This window comes from Pseudomonas sp. B2M1-30, from assembly GCF_025447575.1.
Taxonomy (GTDB): Bacteria; Pseudomonadota; Gammaproteobacteria; order Pseudomonadales; family Pseudomonadaceae; genus Aquipseudomonas; species Aquipseudomonas botevensis.
This window is the reverse complement of the sequence record NZ_JAOEJT010000008.1, coordinates 202911-224274: the sequence shown is the minus strand read 5'-3', so window position 1 is coordinate 224274 and position 21364 is coordinate 202911. Positions and strand designations below refer to the sequence as shown.

General features: G+C 65.9%; 2 protein-coding genes. Both read right to left on the bottom strand.

The annotated features are described in order from the left end of the window. Window positions 1-59: 59 nt before the first annotated feature. The gene (locus N8H74_RS17560) at window positions 60-8360 is read right to left on the bottom strand and encodes a non-ribosomal peptide synthetase (RefSeq protein ID WP_262149107.1); all 8301 of its coding nucleotides are present in this window, start codon (window positions 8358-8360) and stop codon (window positions 60-62) included. After that, window positions 8357-21340 carry a non-ribosomal peptide synthetase gene (locus N8H74_RS17555; protein WP_262149105.1) on the bottom strand — a complete coding sequence of 4328 codons (12984 nt, stop codon included), beginning with the start codon at window positions 21338-21340 and terminating at the stop codon, window positions 8357-8359. The genes N8H74_RS17560 and N8H74_RS17555 overlap by 4 nt, the downstream gene beginning before the upstream one ends. Window positions 21341-21364 lie beyond the last annotated feature (24 nt).

Genomic DNA, 21364 nt, shown 5'->3' with positions numbered 1-21364 from the left:
CACAATTCCGTTCAGGGTTGAACCCGGCCAGTGGCCGGGCTCCAGGAGAAAAACATCGTTCAGGACAACACTTCGCCGGCCGGCACCGTCAGCCCGTCATGCCACCACGCCGCGAGGCTGAAGACATTGGGTGCCTTGAGGATCGTGAAGTGATTGCCCGGCCCGTACCACACCGCCAGATCCGTGACCTGCCGCCGCCAGCCCTCGACCATCGCCGCCTGCTCGCGCTGATTGCCCGCCGCGTCCAGCACCGGGTCATCCACCAGCGCCAGACGCACCGGACCGCTGTAGGCCTGAGTCGGCCGATACACCGTGCGCAACGCGGTGGCGAAGGTGCGTACCGGGCCGGACATCGCATTCGGCGCCGCCCGTTCGGTCAGCACCCCGGCGCGCACCATCCCTTCGTGCAGCAGGCGCATTTGCGTGGCGTCATCGACTTCGGCGAACGTCGCCGGGTCGATCCCCAGCGACTTGCCGACGGACAGTTGCAACGTCTCGATCAAGCGTTGCAACGCGGCGGTGGGGGTATACGGCTTGCCGACCACGCCATTGCCACCGGGGGACTCGCTGTCGATCAGCGTCAGTGACGCTACTTCGCGTCCGGCGGCCTGCAACTGCGTCGCCATGGCATGCGCCACCCACCCGCCGAACGAGTGCCCGATCAGATGCACCGGCCCTTGCGGGTAGAGTTTTTCGATGGCTTGCAGATAAAACCCCGCGGCGCTTTCCACCTGGCTATGGGGCACGCTGATGCCGTCGAGGCCACGCGGTTGCAGACCATGAATCGGCCACTCCGGCCCCAGCGCCTCGGTGAGGTGGATGAACCCGGTCACGCTGTCGCCGGCCCCCGGCAAGCAGAAAATCGGCGCGTGCCCGGGATGGCCGGTCTGAATCGTCAGCAGCGGTTGATACGCCGCGCATTCGGTGGCGACCGCCGTCTCCAGCGCCTCACCCAGCGCACGCCCCAACGCCTGAATGTGCGGCGCCTTCATCATGCTCTGGTGATCGCCGGGCACCTCGATGCAATGCAGTTCGCTGCCTGGCAGTTCCTCGGCCCAGCCCCGGGTGAGGCTCAGCTGCGACATTTGCGCCGAGCGCTCTTCGGCGCGCAACAGATGCAGCGGCACGGGGATCGGACTGATCCGGTAATGCGCGAGCGCATGCCCGTGGGCCACTTCGCGATCCAGGTAATGCCAGGCGTCTGCCGCCGCAACCACCGCCAACTCGGGCCGCAGCAGTTTTTGCTGCCGGCAACGCTTGAACAGCTCGGCAAACTCCAGGTGTTCGAGTTCGGCCTGGAGCAGCGCCAGACGAGCCAAAGCCTCCTGCCCCTGCGCTTCATGCCCGGCCCAATGCGCCGTGCAATGCAGGAGCAATTGGCGCTTGTGTACGTGCGCATCGTTCCAGCGTGCCTTGTCAGGGTCGGCCAGGCGCGGCACATAGGTATCGATCAGCCCGACGAAAGCCACCGCCTCATCCATGCCGAGCAGTTGCTGGGCGATCTCATAGGCCAGGACGCCACCGAACGACCAACCCGCCAGGCGGTACGGCCCGTGGGGCTGGCGGGCGCGGATGATCCCGACCAGTCGCCTCGCCAGGCACTCCATGGTGCGCAGTTGCGGCTGACCGAGGTCGATGCCCGGCAAGCCGTAGATCGGGAAGCCGCCGCCGATGTGCATGCCCAGCGCCGGGAAGTACAGCTCCCGGCCGCTGAATTCGTGAACCAGGAACAACGGCGTGCCCTGCTCAGCGGCGCGCACCACAATCAATCCGTCCTGCTGATCGAGCGCGCCATTGCGCTGGCTAAGCAGCGTGGCGGCGGATTCGACACTCGGCGCCTGGAACAACTCGGCCAGCGACATCGCCATGCCGGCCTGTTGCATCAGGCCGACCAGACGCACCGCCAGCAGCGAATGCCCGCCCAGTTCGAAGAAGTTGTCGTGACGACCGATCTGCTCCACCTGCAGGACCTCGGCCCAACATTGCGCCAGAGACTCTTCCAGCGGGCCGGCCGGCGCCTCATAGACGCGGCTGAGCAACGCTTGCTGCGTTGGCGCTGGCAACGCCTTGCGGTCGACCTTGCCGTTGTTGTTCAGCGGCAGACTCGCCAGCGCCACCCACGCGGTCGGCACCATGTACTCCGGCAGTCGCGCTTGCAGCAACGCGCGCAGGGTCGCGCTTTCCAGTGCGGGATCGTGCGCCGTGTAATACGCCACCAGCCGGGTCGGTTCCTGGCCTTCTTGCCGGGCCAGTACCACCGCTTCCTTGACGCCCGGGCAGCCGAGCAGACGGTTTTCGATTTCCCCGAGTTCGATGCGGAAACCACGGATTTTCACTTGATCGTCGTTGCGGCCGATGCACTCCAGTTGTCCCGGAGCCAGCCAGCGCACCAGATCGCCGGTGCGGTACATCAACGCCTCGGGTTCGTCACTGAACGGATCGTCGAGGAATTTTTCCGCGCTCAGTTGCGGCCGGTTCAGGTAGCCCAAGGCAACCCCCTGGCCGCCGATGTACAACTCGCCGGTGACGCCAAGCGGCACCGGCTGCTGCCGCGCGTCGAGCACATACACCCGGGTGTTGGCGATCGGGCCGCCAATCGACACGCTGTCGGCGTCCGCCGCCACGTCCCGCACCTCGAAAGTGGTGGCATAGGTGGTGGTTTCGGTCGGGCCGTAGCAATGCACCAGGCGCAGCTCCGGCGCGTCGACCAACAGTTTGCGGAACGCTGCCGGATCCCCGCGCTCACCACCGCACAGCAGAATGCGCAGGCCCTTGAGGGCTTGCGGAATCAACTGCACGTACTGATTGAACAGCGCGGTGGTGACGAACAGTATCGTCGCTCCGCATCGGCTCAGCTCGCGACCGAAGGCCTGTGGATCGAGCAGGGTCGCGTGATCGATCACCGCCACCTGCCCGCCATTGAGCAGCGCCCCCCAGACGTCCATAGTGCTGGCGTCGAACGCCGGGTTGGAGGCGAATGCCACGCGGTCATCCTGATTGAAATCGGCGTAGCCGTTGTTGATCACCAGTCGGGTGATGCCCCGATGCGGCACCATCACGCCTTTCGGTGTGCCGGTGGAGCCGGAGGTGTACATGATGTACGCCAGCGATTCGGAGGACTGCACCAGTGCCGGATCGTGGGTAGCCGACCCGACGAGGTCCAGGGTGTCCAGATCCATTCGGCGCACCGGGTAATCCACTGTCTCGCCACTGCCGGTGAGCAGCGCGACCGCCTGACAGTCCTGGACCATGAACGCCTGGCGCTCGGCGGGCGCGTTGATGTCCAGCGGCACATATGCCGCCGCGCACTTGCCCACGGCCAATTGCGCGATCAACAGCTCCAGCGAGCGTGGCAGCAGGATCGCCAGATGATCGCCGGGCTGTACGCCTTGGGCGATCAGGTGATGAGCGAGCTGGTTGGCGCTGCGGTTCAGTTCGGCGTAAGTCATCGAGCGCGCGCCGTGAACCGCCGCGACAGCCTGCGGTTGCTGCGCCGCGTACTGCTCGAACACCCGATGCACCGTCAGCGCTTGCGGAAACGCCCGCGCGGTGGCGTTGAAATCGCTTAGCAGCCGTTGCCGCTCCTGATCGTCAAGCATTGGCACATGCTCAAGGATCGTCTGATCGTTGGCGACCATCGCCTCCAGCAGCCGCGTGAAGTAACCGACATATCGCTGCGCCGTGCTTTCATCGAACAGTGCCGTGGCGTACTCCAGCCAGCCACCGATCCGCTCTTGCGTCTCGCCCAGTGTCAGGGTCAGGTCGAACTTGGCGAAATGACTTGGCTCGGCCACCGCCTCCAGGGTCAGATCCCCCAAAGCCAGCGCCGGACCGTCGCCGTTGCGCCAGTTGAGCATGGTCTGGAACAACGGGCTGTGGGCCAGGCTGCGGGCCGGCCTGGCGATTTCCACCACTTGCTCGAACGGCAGATCCTGATGCGCCTGGGCCTCCAGGGTCAGGGCCTTGACCCGCGCCAGCAGCGCTTCGCCACTCAACTCGCCCGACGTATCGACGCGCAGCGCCAGGGTGTTGACGAACAGCCCGATCAGGCCTTCGATTTCGGCCCGCGTGCGGTTGGCCACCGGTGAGCCGATCACCACATCGGCCTGCCCGGACAGACGACTGAGCAACATCGCCCACGCGCTCAGCATGGTCATGTACAGCGTCACCCCATGCCGTTGGCTCAGGGCCTTGAGGCCGGCGCTCAAGCGTTCGTCCAGCGCTATCTCGAGGCTGCTGCCGGCGTAGTCCTGCTGCAATGGCCGGGGGCGGTCGGTGGGCAGTGTCAGCAAGGCCGGAGCCTCGGCCAAGGTGTTTTTCCAGTACTCGCTCTGGCGCTGCAACACTTCGCCGCTCAGCCAGCGACGCTGCCACACCGCGTAGTCGGTGTATTGCAAGGTCAGTGGCGGCAACGGATCTGGCGCGCCATGGCTGAACGCCTGGTACAGCGCCATCAGTTCGCGGGTCAACACGTCCATCGACCAACCGTCAGAAATGATGTGATGCAGGGTGATCAACAGCACATGGTGATCATCCGCCAGCCGCACCAGTCGGCCCCGGATCAACGGATCGTTCTGCAAGTCGAACGGCCCCGAGGCTTCACCCTGCACCAGGGCCTGCAACATTTCGTCGGCCTGCGGATGCCGGCGCAAATCCTCGACGCGCAGCAGCACGCCACTGTCCGCCGGGGCAATCAATACCTGCGCCTCGCCGTCGAGCGGCGCGAAGCGGCTGCGCAGGCTTTCGTGCCGGGCGACGATCCGGGCCAGCGCCCGTTGCAGCGCGTCGGTATCGAGCGCACCACGCAGACGCAGGCCGATCGGAATGTTGTAGGCGGTGTTGGCGCCTTCCATCTGCGCCAGAAACCAGAAGCGTTGCTGGGAGAACGACAGCGGCAGCACGCCCTCGCGCGAAACCGGCAGGATCGCCGGTTGCGTGCAGCGCCCGGCCTGGGTCAGCACCTGGGCTACTGCCGCCAGTTCGGCACTGGCGAACAACTCGCCGAGCGCCAGTTCGATGCCCAGCCGCTGACGCACCTGAGCGACCATGCGCATGGCCAGCAACGAATGCCCGCCCAACTCGAAGAAATGGTCCTGGCGCCCGACCCGTTCAACCTGCAACACCTCGGCCCAGATCTGCGCCAGCGTGGTTTCCACCTCGCCCTGGGGCGCCTCGTATTCGCGGGTGAACAGCGCCGCCCGTTCCGGTTTCGGCAAGGCCTTGCGGTCCAGTTTGCCGTTGGTGGTCAACGGCATCACGTCGAGCCTGACGAACGCGGCCGGGACCATGTAGTCCGGTAACTGGCTCGCCAGATGGGCGCGCAATTGTGCGACCGCCAACGCCTCGACCTGCGGCTGTTCAGTGAAATAGGCCACCAGTCGCGACTGTCCGGGCTGGTCTTCGCGCGCCAGCAACACCGCTTCCTGAATACCGGGGAGCTGGTTGAGGCGGGTTTCGATTTCCCCCAGCTCGATGCGCACGCCACGGATCTTCACCTGATCGTCGTTGCGCCCCAGGTATTCGAGGGTCCCGTCGGCGCGCCAGCGCGCCAGGTCGCCGGTGCGATACAGGCGGGCATTCGGTGCACGGCTGAAAGGGTCGAGCAGGAACCGCTCGGCGGTCAGTTGCGCCCGGTTCAAGTAACCACGGGCAACGCCGCTGCCGCCGATATACAGTTCCCCGGCCACGCCAATCGGCACCGGCCGCTGTTGCTCGTCGAGCAGGTAAATCGTGGTATTGCTCACCGGTTTGCCGATGTGCAACGCATCCCCCGCCTCGATCCGCCCGGACGTGGCGACCACCGTGGCCTCGGTCGGGCCGTAGTTGTTGATCACATCGAAAGTCCGGTTGCGCGAGAACTGGCGCAGGCGATCACCGCCGATCAACAGCGTGCGCAAGGTTGGGTGTTCGAGATTCTGGCTGAAGGCGTATTCAGCGACCGGGGTCGGCAGAAAACTCACATCCAGCGGTTGCGCACGCCACCAGGCGAGCAACCCGTCGACATCTTCGCTGCCCTCCTGCACGGGAGCCAGATGCAGGGTCGCGCCGGCACACAGCGCCGGCCAGACTTCCCAGGCCATGGCGTCGAAACCGAAGCCGGCCAGACTCGAGGTGTGGCGGCCGGCGTACAGGTCGAAGGCGTCACAATGCCAGTCGACCAGATTGGCCAGCGTGCGGTGTTCGACCATCACGCCCTTGGGCAACCCGGTGGAGCCGGAGGTGTAGATCACATACGCCAGGTGTGCATCGGACAGTCCCGGCACGTCGGGATTGGCGCCATGGCCGGACGGCCAGTCGCGCGGATCGAGGTCGAGGATCGGCAACTCCAGCGCCGGCAAGCGTGCCAGCAGATCGCGGGTGGTCAGGATCGCCACTGGCGCGCAGTCGCCGAGCAGATAGCTCAAGCGTTCGGCCGGATGCGCCGGGTCGACCGGTACATACCCGGCCCCGGCCTTGAGCACCGCGAGCAATCCGGCCAGGGTGTCCAGGCCTCGCCGGGCGACCACCGCCACCCGGTCATCGGGCCGCACGCCCAGCCCGATCAACTGATGAGCCAGGGCGTTGGCCTGCTGGTTCAGCGCGGCGAACGTCAATTGCGCCCCCAGATGCACCGCCGCCAGTGCGTCCGGTCGGGCCACGACCTGCGCTTCGAAACGCTGATGAATCGTCTGCCCCCGTGGGTACTCGACCTGGCTGGCATTGAAGTGCGTCAGCACCTGCTCGCGTTCAGTGGAGGACATCACCGACAACTGATTCACCGGGCTATCCGGCGCCTGTTCCAGTGCCAGCAGCAGTTGCTCCACCGCGCAGAGCATGTAGGTGCAGATCCGTTGCGCCTCGACGGCCCGGGTCGCCAGCAGGGTCAGGCTGAAGCGATCACCGAAGTCGTCAATGCTCAAGGTCAGCGGATAGTTGGTCCGTTCCTCCGAACGCAGGACGCTGATGCCTTCCCACGCCGACAGCGCTGCGGCGTCGGCATTGGCGCTCGAAGCGCTGTGTCGGTAATTGAGCAGCGAGCTGAACAACGGCGCGGACCCGACCACGCCGCTGCAGCGCTGGGCCAGTGCCAGTGGCGCGTGTTCGTGGCGCATCAGGGTGCTCAGGCGTGCGTGGGTCGCCTTCACCGCGTCGCTTGCAGACTGCGCGCCCACCTCGACCCGCAACGGCAGGGTATTGATGAAAATCCCCAGCGCCCGGTCGGTGGACTCGGCGCCCTGCATGCGCCCCATCAACACGGTGCCGAACACCACAGGGGACTTGCCGGTCAGCGCATTGAGCACTTGCCCCCAACCGAGATGGAACAGACTGGCGACACTCACCCCGAGCAATCGCGCCCGGCTGCGCAGGCGCTGGCCCAACAGCGGCTCAAGCGGCACGCTGAGTTCTTCGATGTCGCTGCCGTCGCCATGCACGCCTTGCAGGCCGAACGGCAGCGTCGGTTCGTCGATATCGCCGAGCATTTCGCGGAAGAACGCCTCGTGCCCCGCCTCGCTGATGCCCAGGCGTGCCTGGGCCACATAGTTGCGAAACGGCACGGGCGGCCCCAGTTTCGCGCCCTGCCCGGACAGACAGGCCTGCATTTCATGACTGACCACCGCGAGCGCCGAGTGGTCCATCGCCATGTGATGAAACAGCAGCATCGCAACGATGCGCTCAGCCTTCGCGTCCCAGGCATGCACCAGCCGCAGCAACGGCGCCCGGGTAACGTCGAGGCGGAAATGCCGGGCGTCGAAGCGCTCATGCAACTGCATCAGCACGTCACCCTCGGCGGCATCGAGTTGCACCTCTTCCAGCGGCAGTTCGGCGCTTCTCAGCACCACTTGCAGCGGCGTATCCAGGCCTTCCCAGACGATGGCGGTGCGCAAAATGTCATGGCGCTCGATCACAGCCTGCAACGCCTGGACGAACGCTTGCAGCCGCTCCCGCGTGCTGAACGCAAAATGCGCCTGCATCACATACGGATCGCCCTGCACGGCACTGGCGTGGTGGTAGAGGATGCCTTCCTGCAACGGCGTCAGCGGGTAGATGTCCTGGACATTGGCGGCGCCGCCGGGAATCGCCTCGACCAACTGATCGAGGGTGTCCTGGCTGACGTCGGCCAGCGTCAGCATCGCCGGAGTGATCCGCGTGGTTCCGGCGACGATGCCATTGGCCGGCACCTCGACCTGGCCCGTGCGGGTCGCGGCATACGCGCCAGCCTCGATCATCTCGATCAGCGCCGGCTTGTGCTCGCGCAACGCCGCCAGCAATGCCGGCTCGCTCAAGGCCTGCTTGTTGCCGTTGACCCGCAACTGCCCCTGCGCGACCGCCAGCTGGATGTCCTTTGCCTTCAATGTCGCCAACAGTTCATTCACATTCACAGGACGATCTCCATTCTTTCCGTGAGGGCCGCGTAACCGGCCAGGGTCGGTTGCTCGAACAGCGCCCGGACATCGGCTTCCACACCTTCCTGTTGCAGCCGGCCGATCAGACTGACCGCCAGCAATGAATGCCCGCCCAGCTCGAAGAAATGATCGTGCCGCCCGACCCGTTCGACGTTGAGCAACTCGCACCACAGCCGCGCCAGGAGGATTTCCATTTCGCCGACCGGGGCTTCGTATTCACGACTCGTGAGCGACGCCAGGTCCGGCGCCGGCAAGGCCTTGCGCTCAAGCTTGCCGTTGGGGCTGAGCGGCAAGGCATCGAGGTGGATGAACACGGCGGGCACCATGTAATCCGGCAGCTGCTCCAGCAAATGCCCGCGCAAGATGTCGATCTCCAGCCGCGCCCCGGTGTAATAGGCCACCAGACGTTTGTCTCCCGGTACGTCCTCACGGGCCAGCACCGCTGCTTCCTGGACGCCGGCAATCTGCGTCAGCCGGGCCTGGATTTCGCCCAGTTCAATGCGCAGGCCACGGATTTTCACCTGATCGTCGTTGCGTCCCAGGTACTCGATGTTGCCGTCCGCGCGGTAACGGGCGACGTCGCCGGTGCGGTACATCCGCGCGTGCGCCGATGCACTGAACGGGTCCTTGAGGAAGCGCTCGGCGCTCAGTTCCGGCCGATTCAGATAGCCGCGCGCCACCTGCACCCCGCCGATGTACAACTCGCCGGCCACACCTTGCGGCACCGGTTGCTGCAAGGCGTCGAGGATGTACATCCGGGTGTTGGCGATCGGTTTGCCGATCGGCGTGTTGTCCGGCGTGTCCGCCAGCGGCCCGGCGCAATCCCACGCGGTGACATCCACTGCCGCTTCGGTCGGGCCGTACAGGTTGTGCAACCGACTGACCGGCAATTGCTGCTTGAAGCGCCGCACCAGGCCGCCGGGCAACGCCTCGCCGCTGCACATCACCTGACGCAGTCCGGCGCAGCGAGCGGTCTGCCCATGGGCAAGAAACACATCGAGCATCGACGGCACGAAATGCAGCGTGGTGATCCGCTCCGCAGCGATCACTTCACTCAGGTAGGTCGGTTCCTTGTGCCCGCCGGGGCGGGCCACGACCAGCCGCGCCCCGGTCATCAGCGGCCAGAAGAACTCCCAGACCGAAACGTCGAAACTGAACGGGGTCTTTTGCAGCACCGCATCTTCGGCCGTCAGCGGGTAAGCGTCCTGCATCCACAACAAGCGGTTGATCACCGCCCCATGCTCGTTGGCCACGCCTTTGGGCTGGCCGGTGGAACCCGAGGTGTAGATCACGTAGGCCAGGTGCGCCGCCGTCAAACCCGGCACTTGCGGATTGTCCGCCGGCAGCTCGTGCCAGTCGGCCCGATCCAGATCGACCACCGGCACCGCCAGCGCCCCCGGCACCTCGCGGGTCGCGGCGTGAACCAGCACGGCCACCGGCGCGCTGTCCGCCAGCATGTAGGCGATCCGCTCCGGCGGGTAATCCGGGTCCACCGGTACATAACCGCCGCCCGCCTTGAGGATCGCCAGCAGGCCGATGACCATGTGCGCGCTGCGTTCGACGCAGATCGCCACCCGCGAATCCGGCCCCACGCCGAGGCTGCGCAGATGATGGGCCAGACGGTTGGCGCGGTCATTCAACTGTTTGAAGCTCAATCGCGACCCGTCGCTCTGCAACGCCAGCGCTTGTGGCGTGCGCGCCACCTGCGCCTCGAACAGCCCATGCAGGGTCTGCTCCAGGTTGTAATCGACGGCCGTGGCATTGAGGTCGAACAACAACCTTTGCCGCTCCGCGTCCGGCAGGATCGACAGACGATCGAGGGGTTGTTGCGGCGCCTGCTCCAGCGCCTCGACCAGATTGCTCAATGCGGTTTGCAGGTAATCGCAGATCCGCTGCGCGCCAATCTGTGCCGAGGTGATCGCGGTGAGCCGGAACCCGGCTCCCAGATCATCGACGTTAAGGCTCAACGGGTAGTTGGTGCGTTCCTCGGCGGTCAGGGTCTCGATGCCTTGCCAGGCGTCATGGGCCTGCGAATGCAGGGGTTCAGCGGCGCTGTGTCGATAGTTGAGCATTGCGCTGAACAGCGGCGCCGGCGCGGCAACCCCACTGCAACGCTGGGCCAGCGCCAGCGAGGCGTGCTCATGGCCGAGCAGTGCGGTGAGTTGCGCGTGGGTGGCCTTGACCCCGTCGCGCACCGTTTGCCCGCCGATGTCGACCCGCAGCGGCAAGGTGTTGATGAACATCCCCAGCCCCCGGTCGGCACCCGCCCCGCCCTGCATGCGGCCCATCAGCACGGTGCCGAACACCACGCTCCGTTGCCCGGAGGTCACCGCCAGCACCTGCGCCCACGCCAGATGAAACAGGCTGGCGACGCTGATGCCCATACTCCGTGCCTGACTGCGCAGGCGCTGGGCAAGGGCCTCGGACAATGGCAGGCAGACTTCCTCGACATCACTGGCGGTGCCGCTGACGTTGCGCAAGCCGAATGGCAGCGTCGGCTCCTCGATGTCGCCAAGCATCTGCCGGAAGAACGTTTCGTGCTCTTCCTCGCTGATGCCCCAGCGCGCCTGAGCCACGTAGTTGCGGTACGGCACAGCGGCCGGCAACGCTTCGGCATGGCCCAGCAGACAGGCCTGCATTTCCTCGCGCACCACCTCCAGCGCGGTGTGATCCAGGGCGATGTGATGGAACACCAGCGTGCCCAGCACCCGGCCATTGGCCGGATCACGGGCATACAGCAGGCGAATCAGCGGCGCCTGACTCAGGTCCAGACGCTGCTCGGACAACTGCCCCGGCGCGACCTCCCGAACCGGCAGTTCGGCATGGCGCCAGACCACTTGAACCGGCGCGGCCAGCCCCTGCCAGACCACCGAAGTGCGCAGAATGTCGTGACGAGCCATCACGCGCCGCAGCGCCGAGGCAAAGCCCTGCACACGCTCGACGCTGTCGAACACCAGCTGCGATTGCAGCAGATAGGGATCGGCCTCGGTGGCGGTGATGTGGTGGTAGAGAATGCCTTCCTGCAATGGCGCCAGCGGGTAGATGTCCTGCACATTGGCCGCGCCGCCCGGCACCGTGGCGACGATGCGTTCGATGCTGGCCTGATCCAGTTCAGTCAGCGGCAGCATGTCCGGGGTGATCTGGGTGCAATCGGCCGGGATGCGATTGGCCGGGACGTCGACTTCGCGTCCGTTGCCCACCGCCGCAGCCAGCGCCGCCAGAGTCGGTTGGTTGAACAGCACCCGCACGTCAGTGCTGAGACCGATCTGGCGCATGCGCTCGATCAGGCTCACCGCCAGCAGCGAATGTCCGCCCAGTTCAAAGAAGTTGTCGTGACGCCCGACCTGCTCGACCTTGAGCACGTCGGCCCAGATCTGCGCCAGGGCGCTTTCCACCGGGCCTTGCGGCGCCTGGTATTCACGGCTCAGCCACGCCTCCTGATCCGGTTCCGGCAAGGCCTTGCGGTCAAGTTTGCCGTTGGCCGTCAGCGGCAAAGCGTCGATACACACGTAAGCCGCCGGCACCAGCGCTTGCGGCAATCGGCTTTGCAGGTGATTGCGCAGCGCTTCGATGTCCACCGGCGCTCGTTCGGTGAACCACGCCAGCAGTTGCCCGTCGCGCACCAGCGCCACCGCCTCCTGCACCGCCGGATGACTGACCAGCGCCGCTTCGATTTCCCCAAGTTCGACGCGCACGCCGCGCAGTTTGACCTGATCGTCATTGCGCCCCAGGTATTCGAGCGTGCCGTCCGCCAGCCAGCGTGCAAGGTCGCCGGTGCGGTACATGCGCGCGCCCGTTTCATGGCTGAAGGGGTCATCGAGGAACCGTTCGGCGGTCAGGTCCGGGCGATTGAAATAACCCCGCGCCACCCCGGCGCCACCGACGTACAACTCACCCGCCACGCCCACCGGCACCGGCTGTTTCCGGGCATCGAGCAGATAGGTTTTGGCGTTGGCGATCGGTCGACCGATGTGCAACACCTGGCCGAATTCAATGCGCCCGGAGGTCGCAACCACCGTGGCCTCGGTCGGCCCGTAGTTGTTGATCACCTCGAAGGTCTGGTCGCACGGCAACTGCCGCAACTTGTCGCCGCCGATCAGCAGCGTGCGCAAGGTCGGATGCCCGAGGTGACGGCTGAAGGCGTACTCGGCCACCGGAGTCGGCAGGAAGCTGACCTGCAACGGTTGCGCCCGCCACCAGTCGAGCAGTTCGTCGAGGTGTTCGTTACCAATCGATTCCGGCGGCAGGTGCAGGGTCGCGCCCATGCACAGCGCCGGCCAGACTTCCCAGGCCATCGCATCGAAACCGAACCCGGCGACGCTCGCGGTGTGGCTGCCGGCGCGCAGCTCGAAAGCATCGGCGTGCCAATGCACGAGGTTTTCCAGGGTGCGGTGCTCGACCATCACGCCTTTCGGCTGGCCGGTGGAGCCCGAGGTGTAGATCACGTAGGCCAGATTGTCCGGCGTCAGCCCGGCGACCTGCGGGTTATCGGCCGGCCGGTCGTGCCAGCCGCCACGGCCCAGATCGATCACCGGCACTGCAACCGCCACCGGCAGTACAAGGTCACAGACCAGCACCGCCGCCGGCACACTGTCGGCCAGCATGTAGGCGATGCGCTCGGCGGGATAGGCCGGGTCGACCGGCACATACGCAGCGCCAGCCTTGAGAATCGCCAGCAGCCCGACCAGCATCTGCGGGCCGCGTTTGAGACAGATCGCCACCCGGCTGTCCGGGCCGACACCCAGTCCACTCAGGTGATGAGCCAGACGATTGGCCTGCTCGTTCAATTGGCTGAACGTCAGCCGCTGCGCGCCGGCCTGTACCGCCAGTGCCTGCGGTGTGCGCAACACCTGCCTCTCGAACAATCGATGCACGCCTTGGGCGGCCGGGTACACGGCGGCGCTGGCGTTGAAGTGTTCGAGTACGCGCTTGCGTTCGGTTGCCGGCAGGACCTCCAGGCGATTGAAGGCCTGTCCGGGGTTTTCCGCCAGAGCGGTCGCCAGTCCTTCCAGCGCGGTGAGCATCAGTTCGCAGACACGGCGTGCGCCCACCTGTTCCAGGGTCAACGCCGACAGGCTGAAGCCGTCGCCCAGGTCATTGACGCTGAGGGTCAGCGGATAGTTGGTGCGCCCGTCCTGGGCCAGGAACTCGATGCCTTGCCAGGCCTGGTCGAATGCCGGGTGATCACCGCCGTGAACGCTGTGTCGATAGTTGAGCACCGCGCTGAACAGTGGTGTCGGCGCGGCCACCCCGCTGCAACGCTGGGCAAGGGCCAGCGACGCATGCTCGTGGCCGAGCAACGCAGCCAGGCGCTGGTGCAGCGTACGCAGCGCTTGGCTGACGCTGCCGCCATCGACCGCCATGCGCAACGGCAAAGTATTGATGAACATGCCCAGCGCCCGGTCGGCGCCCTCGCCGCTCTGCATCCGCCCCAGCAGCACGGTGCCGAACACCACCTCTTGCCGGCCGGACGTGGCCGCCAGCACCTGCGCCCAGGCCAGATGGAACAGACTCGCGACACTCACCCCGGACAGTCGCGCCTGCGCTCGCAAGCGCTGGCTCAAGTGGGTCGGCAGCGTCAGCGATTGTTCCTCGATGTCGCTTCCGTTGCCCTGCACGTCCTGCAAGCCGAATGGCAGGGTCGGCTCATCGATGTCGCCCAGCATTTCGCGGAAGAACGTTTCGTGTTCCGCCTCGCTGACGCCCTGACGGGCCTGGGCCACGTAATTGCGATACGGCGCGGCTGGCGGCAACGGTTCGAGCTGCCCCAGCAAACCGGCCTGCATTTCACGCCGGACCACGTCCAGCGCGGTGTGATCCAGGGCGATGTGGTGGAACAACAGCACACCCACCACCCGGTCATGGGCGGGATCGTCGGCATACATCAGGCGAATCAGCGGGGCCTGACCGAGGTCGAGGCGATAACCCCGGGCATCGAAACGGGCCTGCAACTGCTCGAGAATGTCGCCGTTCGCCGAATCCAGAGCAACCGCCTGCACCAGCAGCGGCGCATCACGCCACACCACTTGTTGCGGGCTCTGCAAACCTTCCCAGACCACACCGGTGCGCAGGATGTCGTGGCGCGCGACCACCGTTTGCAAGGCGTCGGCAAACGCTTGCAGGCGCTGGATATCGGCGAAGGCGACATGGGACTGCAGCAGGTAAGGGTCGCCCTCCGATGCACTCAAGTGATGGTAAAGAATGCCTTCCTGCAACGGCGCCAGCGGGTAGATGTCCTGCACATTGGCCGCGCCACCCGGCACCGTGGCGACGATGCGTTCGATACTGGCCTGATCCAGTTCAGTCAGCGGCAGCATGTCCGGGGTGATGTGGGTGCAGTCGGCCGGGATGCGATTGGCCGGGACTTCCACTTCACGCCCGTTGCCCACCGCCGCAGCCAGCGCCGCCAGAGTCGGCTGGTTGAACAGCACGCGCACGTCAGTGCTGAGACCGATCTGGCGCATGCGCTCGATCAGGCTTACCGCCAGCAGCGAATGCCCGCCCAGTTCAAAGAAGTTGTCGTGACGCCCGACCTGCTCGACCTTGAGCACGTCGGCCCAGATCTGCGCCAGCGCGCTTTCCACCGGGCCTTGCGGCGCCTGGTATTCACGACTCAGCCACGCCTCCTGATCCGGCTCGGGCAAGGCCTTGCGGTCGAGTTTGCCGTTGGCCGTCAGCGGCAAAGCGTCGATACGCACGTAAGCAGCCGGCACCAGCGCTTGCGGCAATCGGCTTTGCAGGTGATTGCGCAGCGCTTCGATGTCCACCGGCGCTCGTTCGGTGAACCACGCCAGCAGTTGCCCGTCGCGCACCAGCGCCACCGCCTCCTGCACCGCCGGATGACTGACCAGCGCCGCTTCGATTTCCCCAAGTTCGACGCGCACGCCGCGCAGTTTGACCTGATCGTCATTGCGCCCCAGGTATTCGAGCGTGCCGTCCGCCAGCCAGCGTGCAAGGTCGCCGGTGCGGTACATGCGCGCGCCCGTTTCATGGCTGAAGGGGTCATCGAGGAACCGTTCGGCGGTCAGGTCCGGGCGATTGAAATAACCCCGCGCCACCCCGGCGCCACCGACGTACAACTCACCCGCCACGCCCACCGGCACCGGCTGTTTCCGGGCATCGAGCAGATAGGTTTTGGCGTTGGCGATCGGTCGACCGATGTGCAACACCTGGCCGAATTCAATGCGCCCGGAGGTCGCAACCACCGTGGCCTCGGTCGGCCCGTAGTTGTTGATCACCTCGAAGGTCTGGTCGCACGGCAACTGCCGCAACTTGTCGCCGCCGATCAGCAGCGTGCGCAAGGTCGGATGCCCGAGGTGACGGCTGAAGGCGTACTCGGCCACCGGAGTCGGCAGGAAGCTGACCTGCAACGGTTGCGCCCGCCACCAGTCGAGCAGTTCGTCGAGGTGTTCGTTGCCAATCGATTCCGGCGGCAAGTGCAGGGTCGCGCCCACGCACAGCGCCGGCCAGACTTCCCAGGCCATCGCATCGAAACCGAACCCGGCGACGCTCGCGGTGTGGCTGCCGGCATGCAAATCAAAGGCATCGGCGTGCCAATGCACGAGGTTTTCCAGGGTGCGGTGCTCGACCATCACGCCTTTCGGCTGGCCAGTGGAGCCGGAGGTGTAGATGACATAGGCCAGGTTCACCGAGGTCAGGTTCGGCAAAGACGGATTAGTGTCCGGTTGATGCTGCCAATTGCCGTTGTCCAGATCGATCACCGGCATCATCCCGAGCAAATGGCGGGTCGAGGCTTGCGCCAGCACCGCCACCGGATCGCTGTCCTGCAACAGGTAGGCGATGCGCTCCGGCGGATAGGCCGGGTCCACCGGCACGTAACCGGCGCCCGACTTGAGGATGGCCAGCAACGCCACCAGCATCTCCGGGCCACGGCGCATGCACAGGGCGATGCGGTCATCCGGTTGCACGCCGAGGCCGATCAGGTGATGCGCCAGGCGGTTGGCGCGCCGGTTCAGTTCGTCATAGCTCAGACGCTGCGTCCCCTGCATCGCCGCCACGGCGTCGGGATGCGCCAGCACCTGCGCTTCGAACAAGCGCTGCACGGCCTGCTCGTGCGGGTACTGGCGGCCGGTCACGTTGAAGCCGACCAGCACCCGCTGACGCTCTGCCGCCGAAAGGATCGACACCTCGCGCAACGGCGCCGTGCGATCCTGCTCCAGTGCCGTCACCAGATTGTGCAGTGTCGTTTGCAGGTAGTCGCAGACCCGCGTGCCGTCCACCTGCGGCACCGCCTGGACCGAGAGCCGGAAACCCTGGCCGAGGTCGTCGACGCTGACCACCAGCGGGTAGTTGCTGCGCTCCCGGGAGCTGAGTATCTGTATGCCGTCCCACCCCAGCGTCGCCGGCTGCGCGGCACTGTGGCGATAGTTGAGCAACGTGCTGAACAGCGGCAGGGACGCCGCCACGCCGCTGCAACGCTGGGCCAGCGCCAATGACGCCTGTTCATGGACCAACAGTTGCGCCAGCCGCTGGTGAGTCGCACGCACGCCCTCTTCCACCGCCGTCACCCCGACACTGACCCGCAGCGGCAAGGTGTTGATGAACATCCCCAACGCCCGGTCGGCACCCTCGCCGCCCTGCATCCGCCCCAGCAGGACGGTGCCGAACACCACCTCTTCGGTTCCGGAAACCTGCGCCAGCACCTGCGCCCAGGCCTGATGCACCAGACTGGCGACGCTGATGCCCAGGCGCCGCGCCTGTTCGCGCAGACGTTCGGCCAGATCGGCATCCAGCGCCTGCTCGCTGTCGATGATGCGCCTGCCGTCACCCAGCACGTCCTGCACACCGAACGCCAGAGTGGGTTCCTCGATGTCGCCGAGCATCTCGCGGAAGAACGTCTCGTGGCTCGCGGCACTCGCGCCGAGTCGGGCCTGGGCGACGTAATTGCGGTATTGCACCGGCGCCGGGAGTTCGGTGAGCGGCCCGTGCAGCGCATCGCTGATCTCGGCCACCAGCACTTCCAGCGCGGTGTGGTCGAGGACGATGTGGTGCAGCAGCAGAATGCCGACCCAGCGCTGGTGCTGCGGATCTTCGGTGTAGGCCAGGCGCATCAGCGGTGCGCGTTGCAGGTCGAGGCGATAGTGACGCGGATCGAAGCGTGCCTGCATCTGCTGCAACACGTCGCCGTCCAGCGTCTCGACATCGACCCGCTCCAGCGCCAGCGGCGCTTCGCGCCAGACCACTTGCACCGGCTCTTCCACGCCTTCGCGCACGATGCTGGTACGCAGAATGTCGTGGCGAGCGATGACGCTGTTCAACGCTCGGACGAACGCCTTGATCTGCGCCAGACCGTCAAAGGCGAACTGCGCCTGCAAGACATAAGGGTCACCCTCGGCGGTCGCCAGGTGGTGATAGAGAATCCCCGCCTGCAACGGCGCCAGACCATAGATGTCCTGCACGTTATCGATGCCGCCGGGCACGGTTTCCAGCACACGCTCGATGCCGGCCTGATCCAGGCTCGCCAGCGGCAGCATCTGCGGGGTGATGCAGGTGCAACCGGGTTCGATTTGATTGGCCGGAACGCTGACCGTTGATGCGCCGCCAAGGGTCGCCGCCAGAGCCGCCACGCTCGGCTGGCCGAACAGCACGCGCACGTCGCAATGCATGTCCTGCTGCCGCATGCGCTCGATCAGCTTCACCGCCAGCAGCGAATGGCCGCCCAGCTCGAAGAAGTTGTCGTGGCGACCGATGCGTTCGACCTGCAACAAGCTCTGCCAGATCGCCGCGATGCGGGTTTCAATCTCACCCTGCGGCGCCTCGAAACCACGGCGGGCGAAGGCCTCGCTCTCCGGTCGTGGCAAGGCCTTGCGATCGAGCTTGCCGTTGGCGGTCAGTGGCAAGGCATCGAGACGCACGAAGGCGCTGGGCACCATGTACTCGGCCAGGGACTCAAGCAGTTGCTCGCGCAGTTGCCCGGCACTCGGCTCAACCCCGTCAGCCGCCAGCCAGTAGGCCACCAGACGTTGATCACCGGGGCTGTCTTCACGGGCGATCACCACCGCTTCACGCACCCCGGCGCAGGCCGAGAGGCGTGACTCGATCTCGCCGAGTTCGATACGGAAACCACGGATCTTCACTTGATCGTCGTTGCGCCCGAGATAGTCGAGGCTGCCATCCGCCGCCCAGCGCGCGAGGTCGCCGGTCTTGTACAAACGGCTGTCCGCCGCAGTGTTGAACGGATCACGGATAAAGCGTTCGGCCGTCAATTGCTCACGGTTCAGGTAACCCCGGGCAACGCCGGCACCGCCGACGTACAACTCGCCGACCACGCCCATCGGCACTGGCTCGCGCTGCTCGTCGAGCACGTACAGTTGCAGGTCCGGGATTCGCACACCGATCGGGCTGGCGCCCACCCGCTGGGCGTCCGCCGCCTCCAGCGGGCGATAGGTCACGTGAACGGTGGTTTCGGTGATGCCGTACATGTTGACCAGTCGCGTGCCGGCGTTGCCGACCTCGGCGTACCACGGCTTGAGCATCCCGGTTTCCAGCGCCTCGCCGCCAAAGATCACTTCGCGCAACGAATGCTGCAACGTGCTGCGTTGCTGGGCCGCGATCATCTGGCGGAAGGCGCTCGGCGTCTGGTTGAGCACGGTGACGCCGCTGCGGCACAGCAACTCATAGCACTCGTCCGGCGAACGGCTGGTTCGCTGCGGGACCAGCAACAATTGCCCGCCGAAACTCAGCGCGCCCCAGATTTCCCAGACCGAGAAGTCGAAGGCGAAGGAGTGAAACAGCGCCCAGACATCCTTCGCGTTGAAGCGGAACCAGTCGCGAGTCGCCGAGAACAGCCGCGCGACATGGCGATGCTCGACCATTACCCCTTTGGGCAGCCCGGTGGAGCCGGAGGTGTAGATCACGTAGGCAAGGTGCGCCGGGGTCAGCCCGGAAATCTGCGGAGTGCTGTCCGGTTCGGCTTGCAGGGTGCGGTCATCGAGATCGATCTGCGGCACATCCAGACCGGCGATCCGCTCCACAGTGGCCGCCTGCATCAGCACCGCCACGGGCGCGCTGTCACGCAGGGTGAAGGCGATCCGTTCCAAGGGATACGCCGGGTCGATCGGCACATACCCGGCACCGGCCTTGAGCACGCCCAGCAGGCCGACAATCATTTGCGGGCCGCGCTCGACGCAGATTGCCACCCGGTCATCCGGGCGAATACCCAGCGCCAGTAAACGCTGCGCTACCCGGTTGGCGCGGCGGTTCAGTTCGCCGTAGCTCAGCGTCTGCCCTTCGAAAATCAGCGCGGTGGCGTCAGGGCTGGCCTGCGCATGGGCCTCGAATTGCTGGTGGATCAACGGTGTTTCGGCAAACCGTGACAGCGGTGCATTGACGCCGTACAGCAGGTGTTCGCGTTCGGCGGCCGGCAGAATATTCAGGCTGTGCAGCGCGGTTTGCGGCGCGGATTGCAGGGCCTCGACCAGACTTTCCAGCGCGACATGCAGATAACCGGCGATGCGTTCGGCGCCAAGCGCGGCATCCGCCAGCGCGGTGATGCGCAGGTCCTGCCCCAGGTCGTCGATGTTGACGGTCAGCGGATAGTTGGTGCGCTCCCGGGCGCCCAGCACCTGAATGCCGGCAGCCAGATCGCTGACCTCGGCGACTTCCTCGACGGCGCTGTGGCGATAATTGAGGATCGCGCTGAACAACGGCGTCGGCACCGCCACCGCGCTGCAACGCTGGGCCAGTGCCAGTGATGCCTGTTCGTGGGCCAGCAATGCGCTGAGGCGACGATGGGTCGCCAGCACCTCGGCGCGTACCGGATTGGCGCCGACATCCACCCGCAACGGCAAGGTGTTGATGAACATCCCCAACGCCTGTTCGACGCCCTCGCCCGCGTCCATCCGTCCCAGCAGCACGGTGCCGAACACCACTGCCGTGCGCCCGGACAGTTGCCCCAGCACCCGCGCCAGTGCGAGGTGCATCAGGCTCGCGACGCTCACGCCGAGCTGACGCGCCTGACTTCGCAGGCGCTGACTCAGAGCGCTGTCGAGCATCCGCCAGGACTCTTCGATGTTCTGCCCGTCGCCCTGCACATCCTGCAAGCCGAGGGGCAATGTCGGCTCATCGATATCGCCGAGCAGGTCGCGGAAGAAGGCTTCGTGGGCCTGTTCGTTGCTGCGAAGACGCGACTGCGCCAGGTAGTTGCGAAACGGCACCGCCGCGCCAACCTCCGCGCTCCGCCCCGCCAGGTACGCCTGAATCTCCTTGCGCACCACGTCGAGCGCGATGTGATCCATGATCATGTGATGGAACAGCAGCAAGGCAACCACCCGGCCATGGGCGGCGTCCTCGGCGTACACCAGACGCAGGGTCGGCGCCTGGCGCAGGTCGAGACGGAAACTGCGCGGGTCATGCCGCGCGAGCAGTTGGCTCAGCGTGTCAGCGTTACTGTCGAGGTCGATTTCTTCACAGATCAGCGGCGCCTTGCGCAGGACCACTTGCAGCGGTTCGTCCAGACGTTCCCAGAGGAAAGCCGTACGCAAAATGTCGTGACGCTCGATCACCCAGCGCAGCGCCTCGGCGAACGCTTCCAGGCGTTCGCGGCTGGCGAAGGTGAAGCGCGCCTGGGACACGTAGGGATCGCCCTCGGGCGCGGAGAGATGGTGATAAAGCATGCCCTCCTGCAAGGGCGCCAGCGGGTAGATGTCCTGCACGTTCGCCGCACCGCCGGGCACGCTCGCGACAAGGCGGTCGAGGGTGTCCTGATCCAGCGTCACCAGCGGCAGCATGTCCGGGGTGATGCGCAGTGCCGGGCTCAGCCAGTCGCCGCCATGGCTGGCGACGAACGCCAGCAGTTGCCCCTTGTGTTCGGCAAGGCTGTCCCACAGCGCATCATCCAGCGCCTCGTCGTTGCCCAGAATGACCAGGTCTTCATCGTCCTGTTGAAGGCGGATCGCATGGGTGGAAAGGACAGCCATCAATTCGCTGAAATGCATGGAGGTAACCTGCTGTAAATTCTG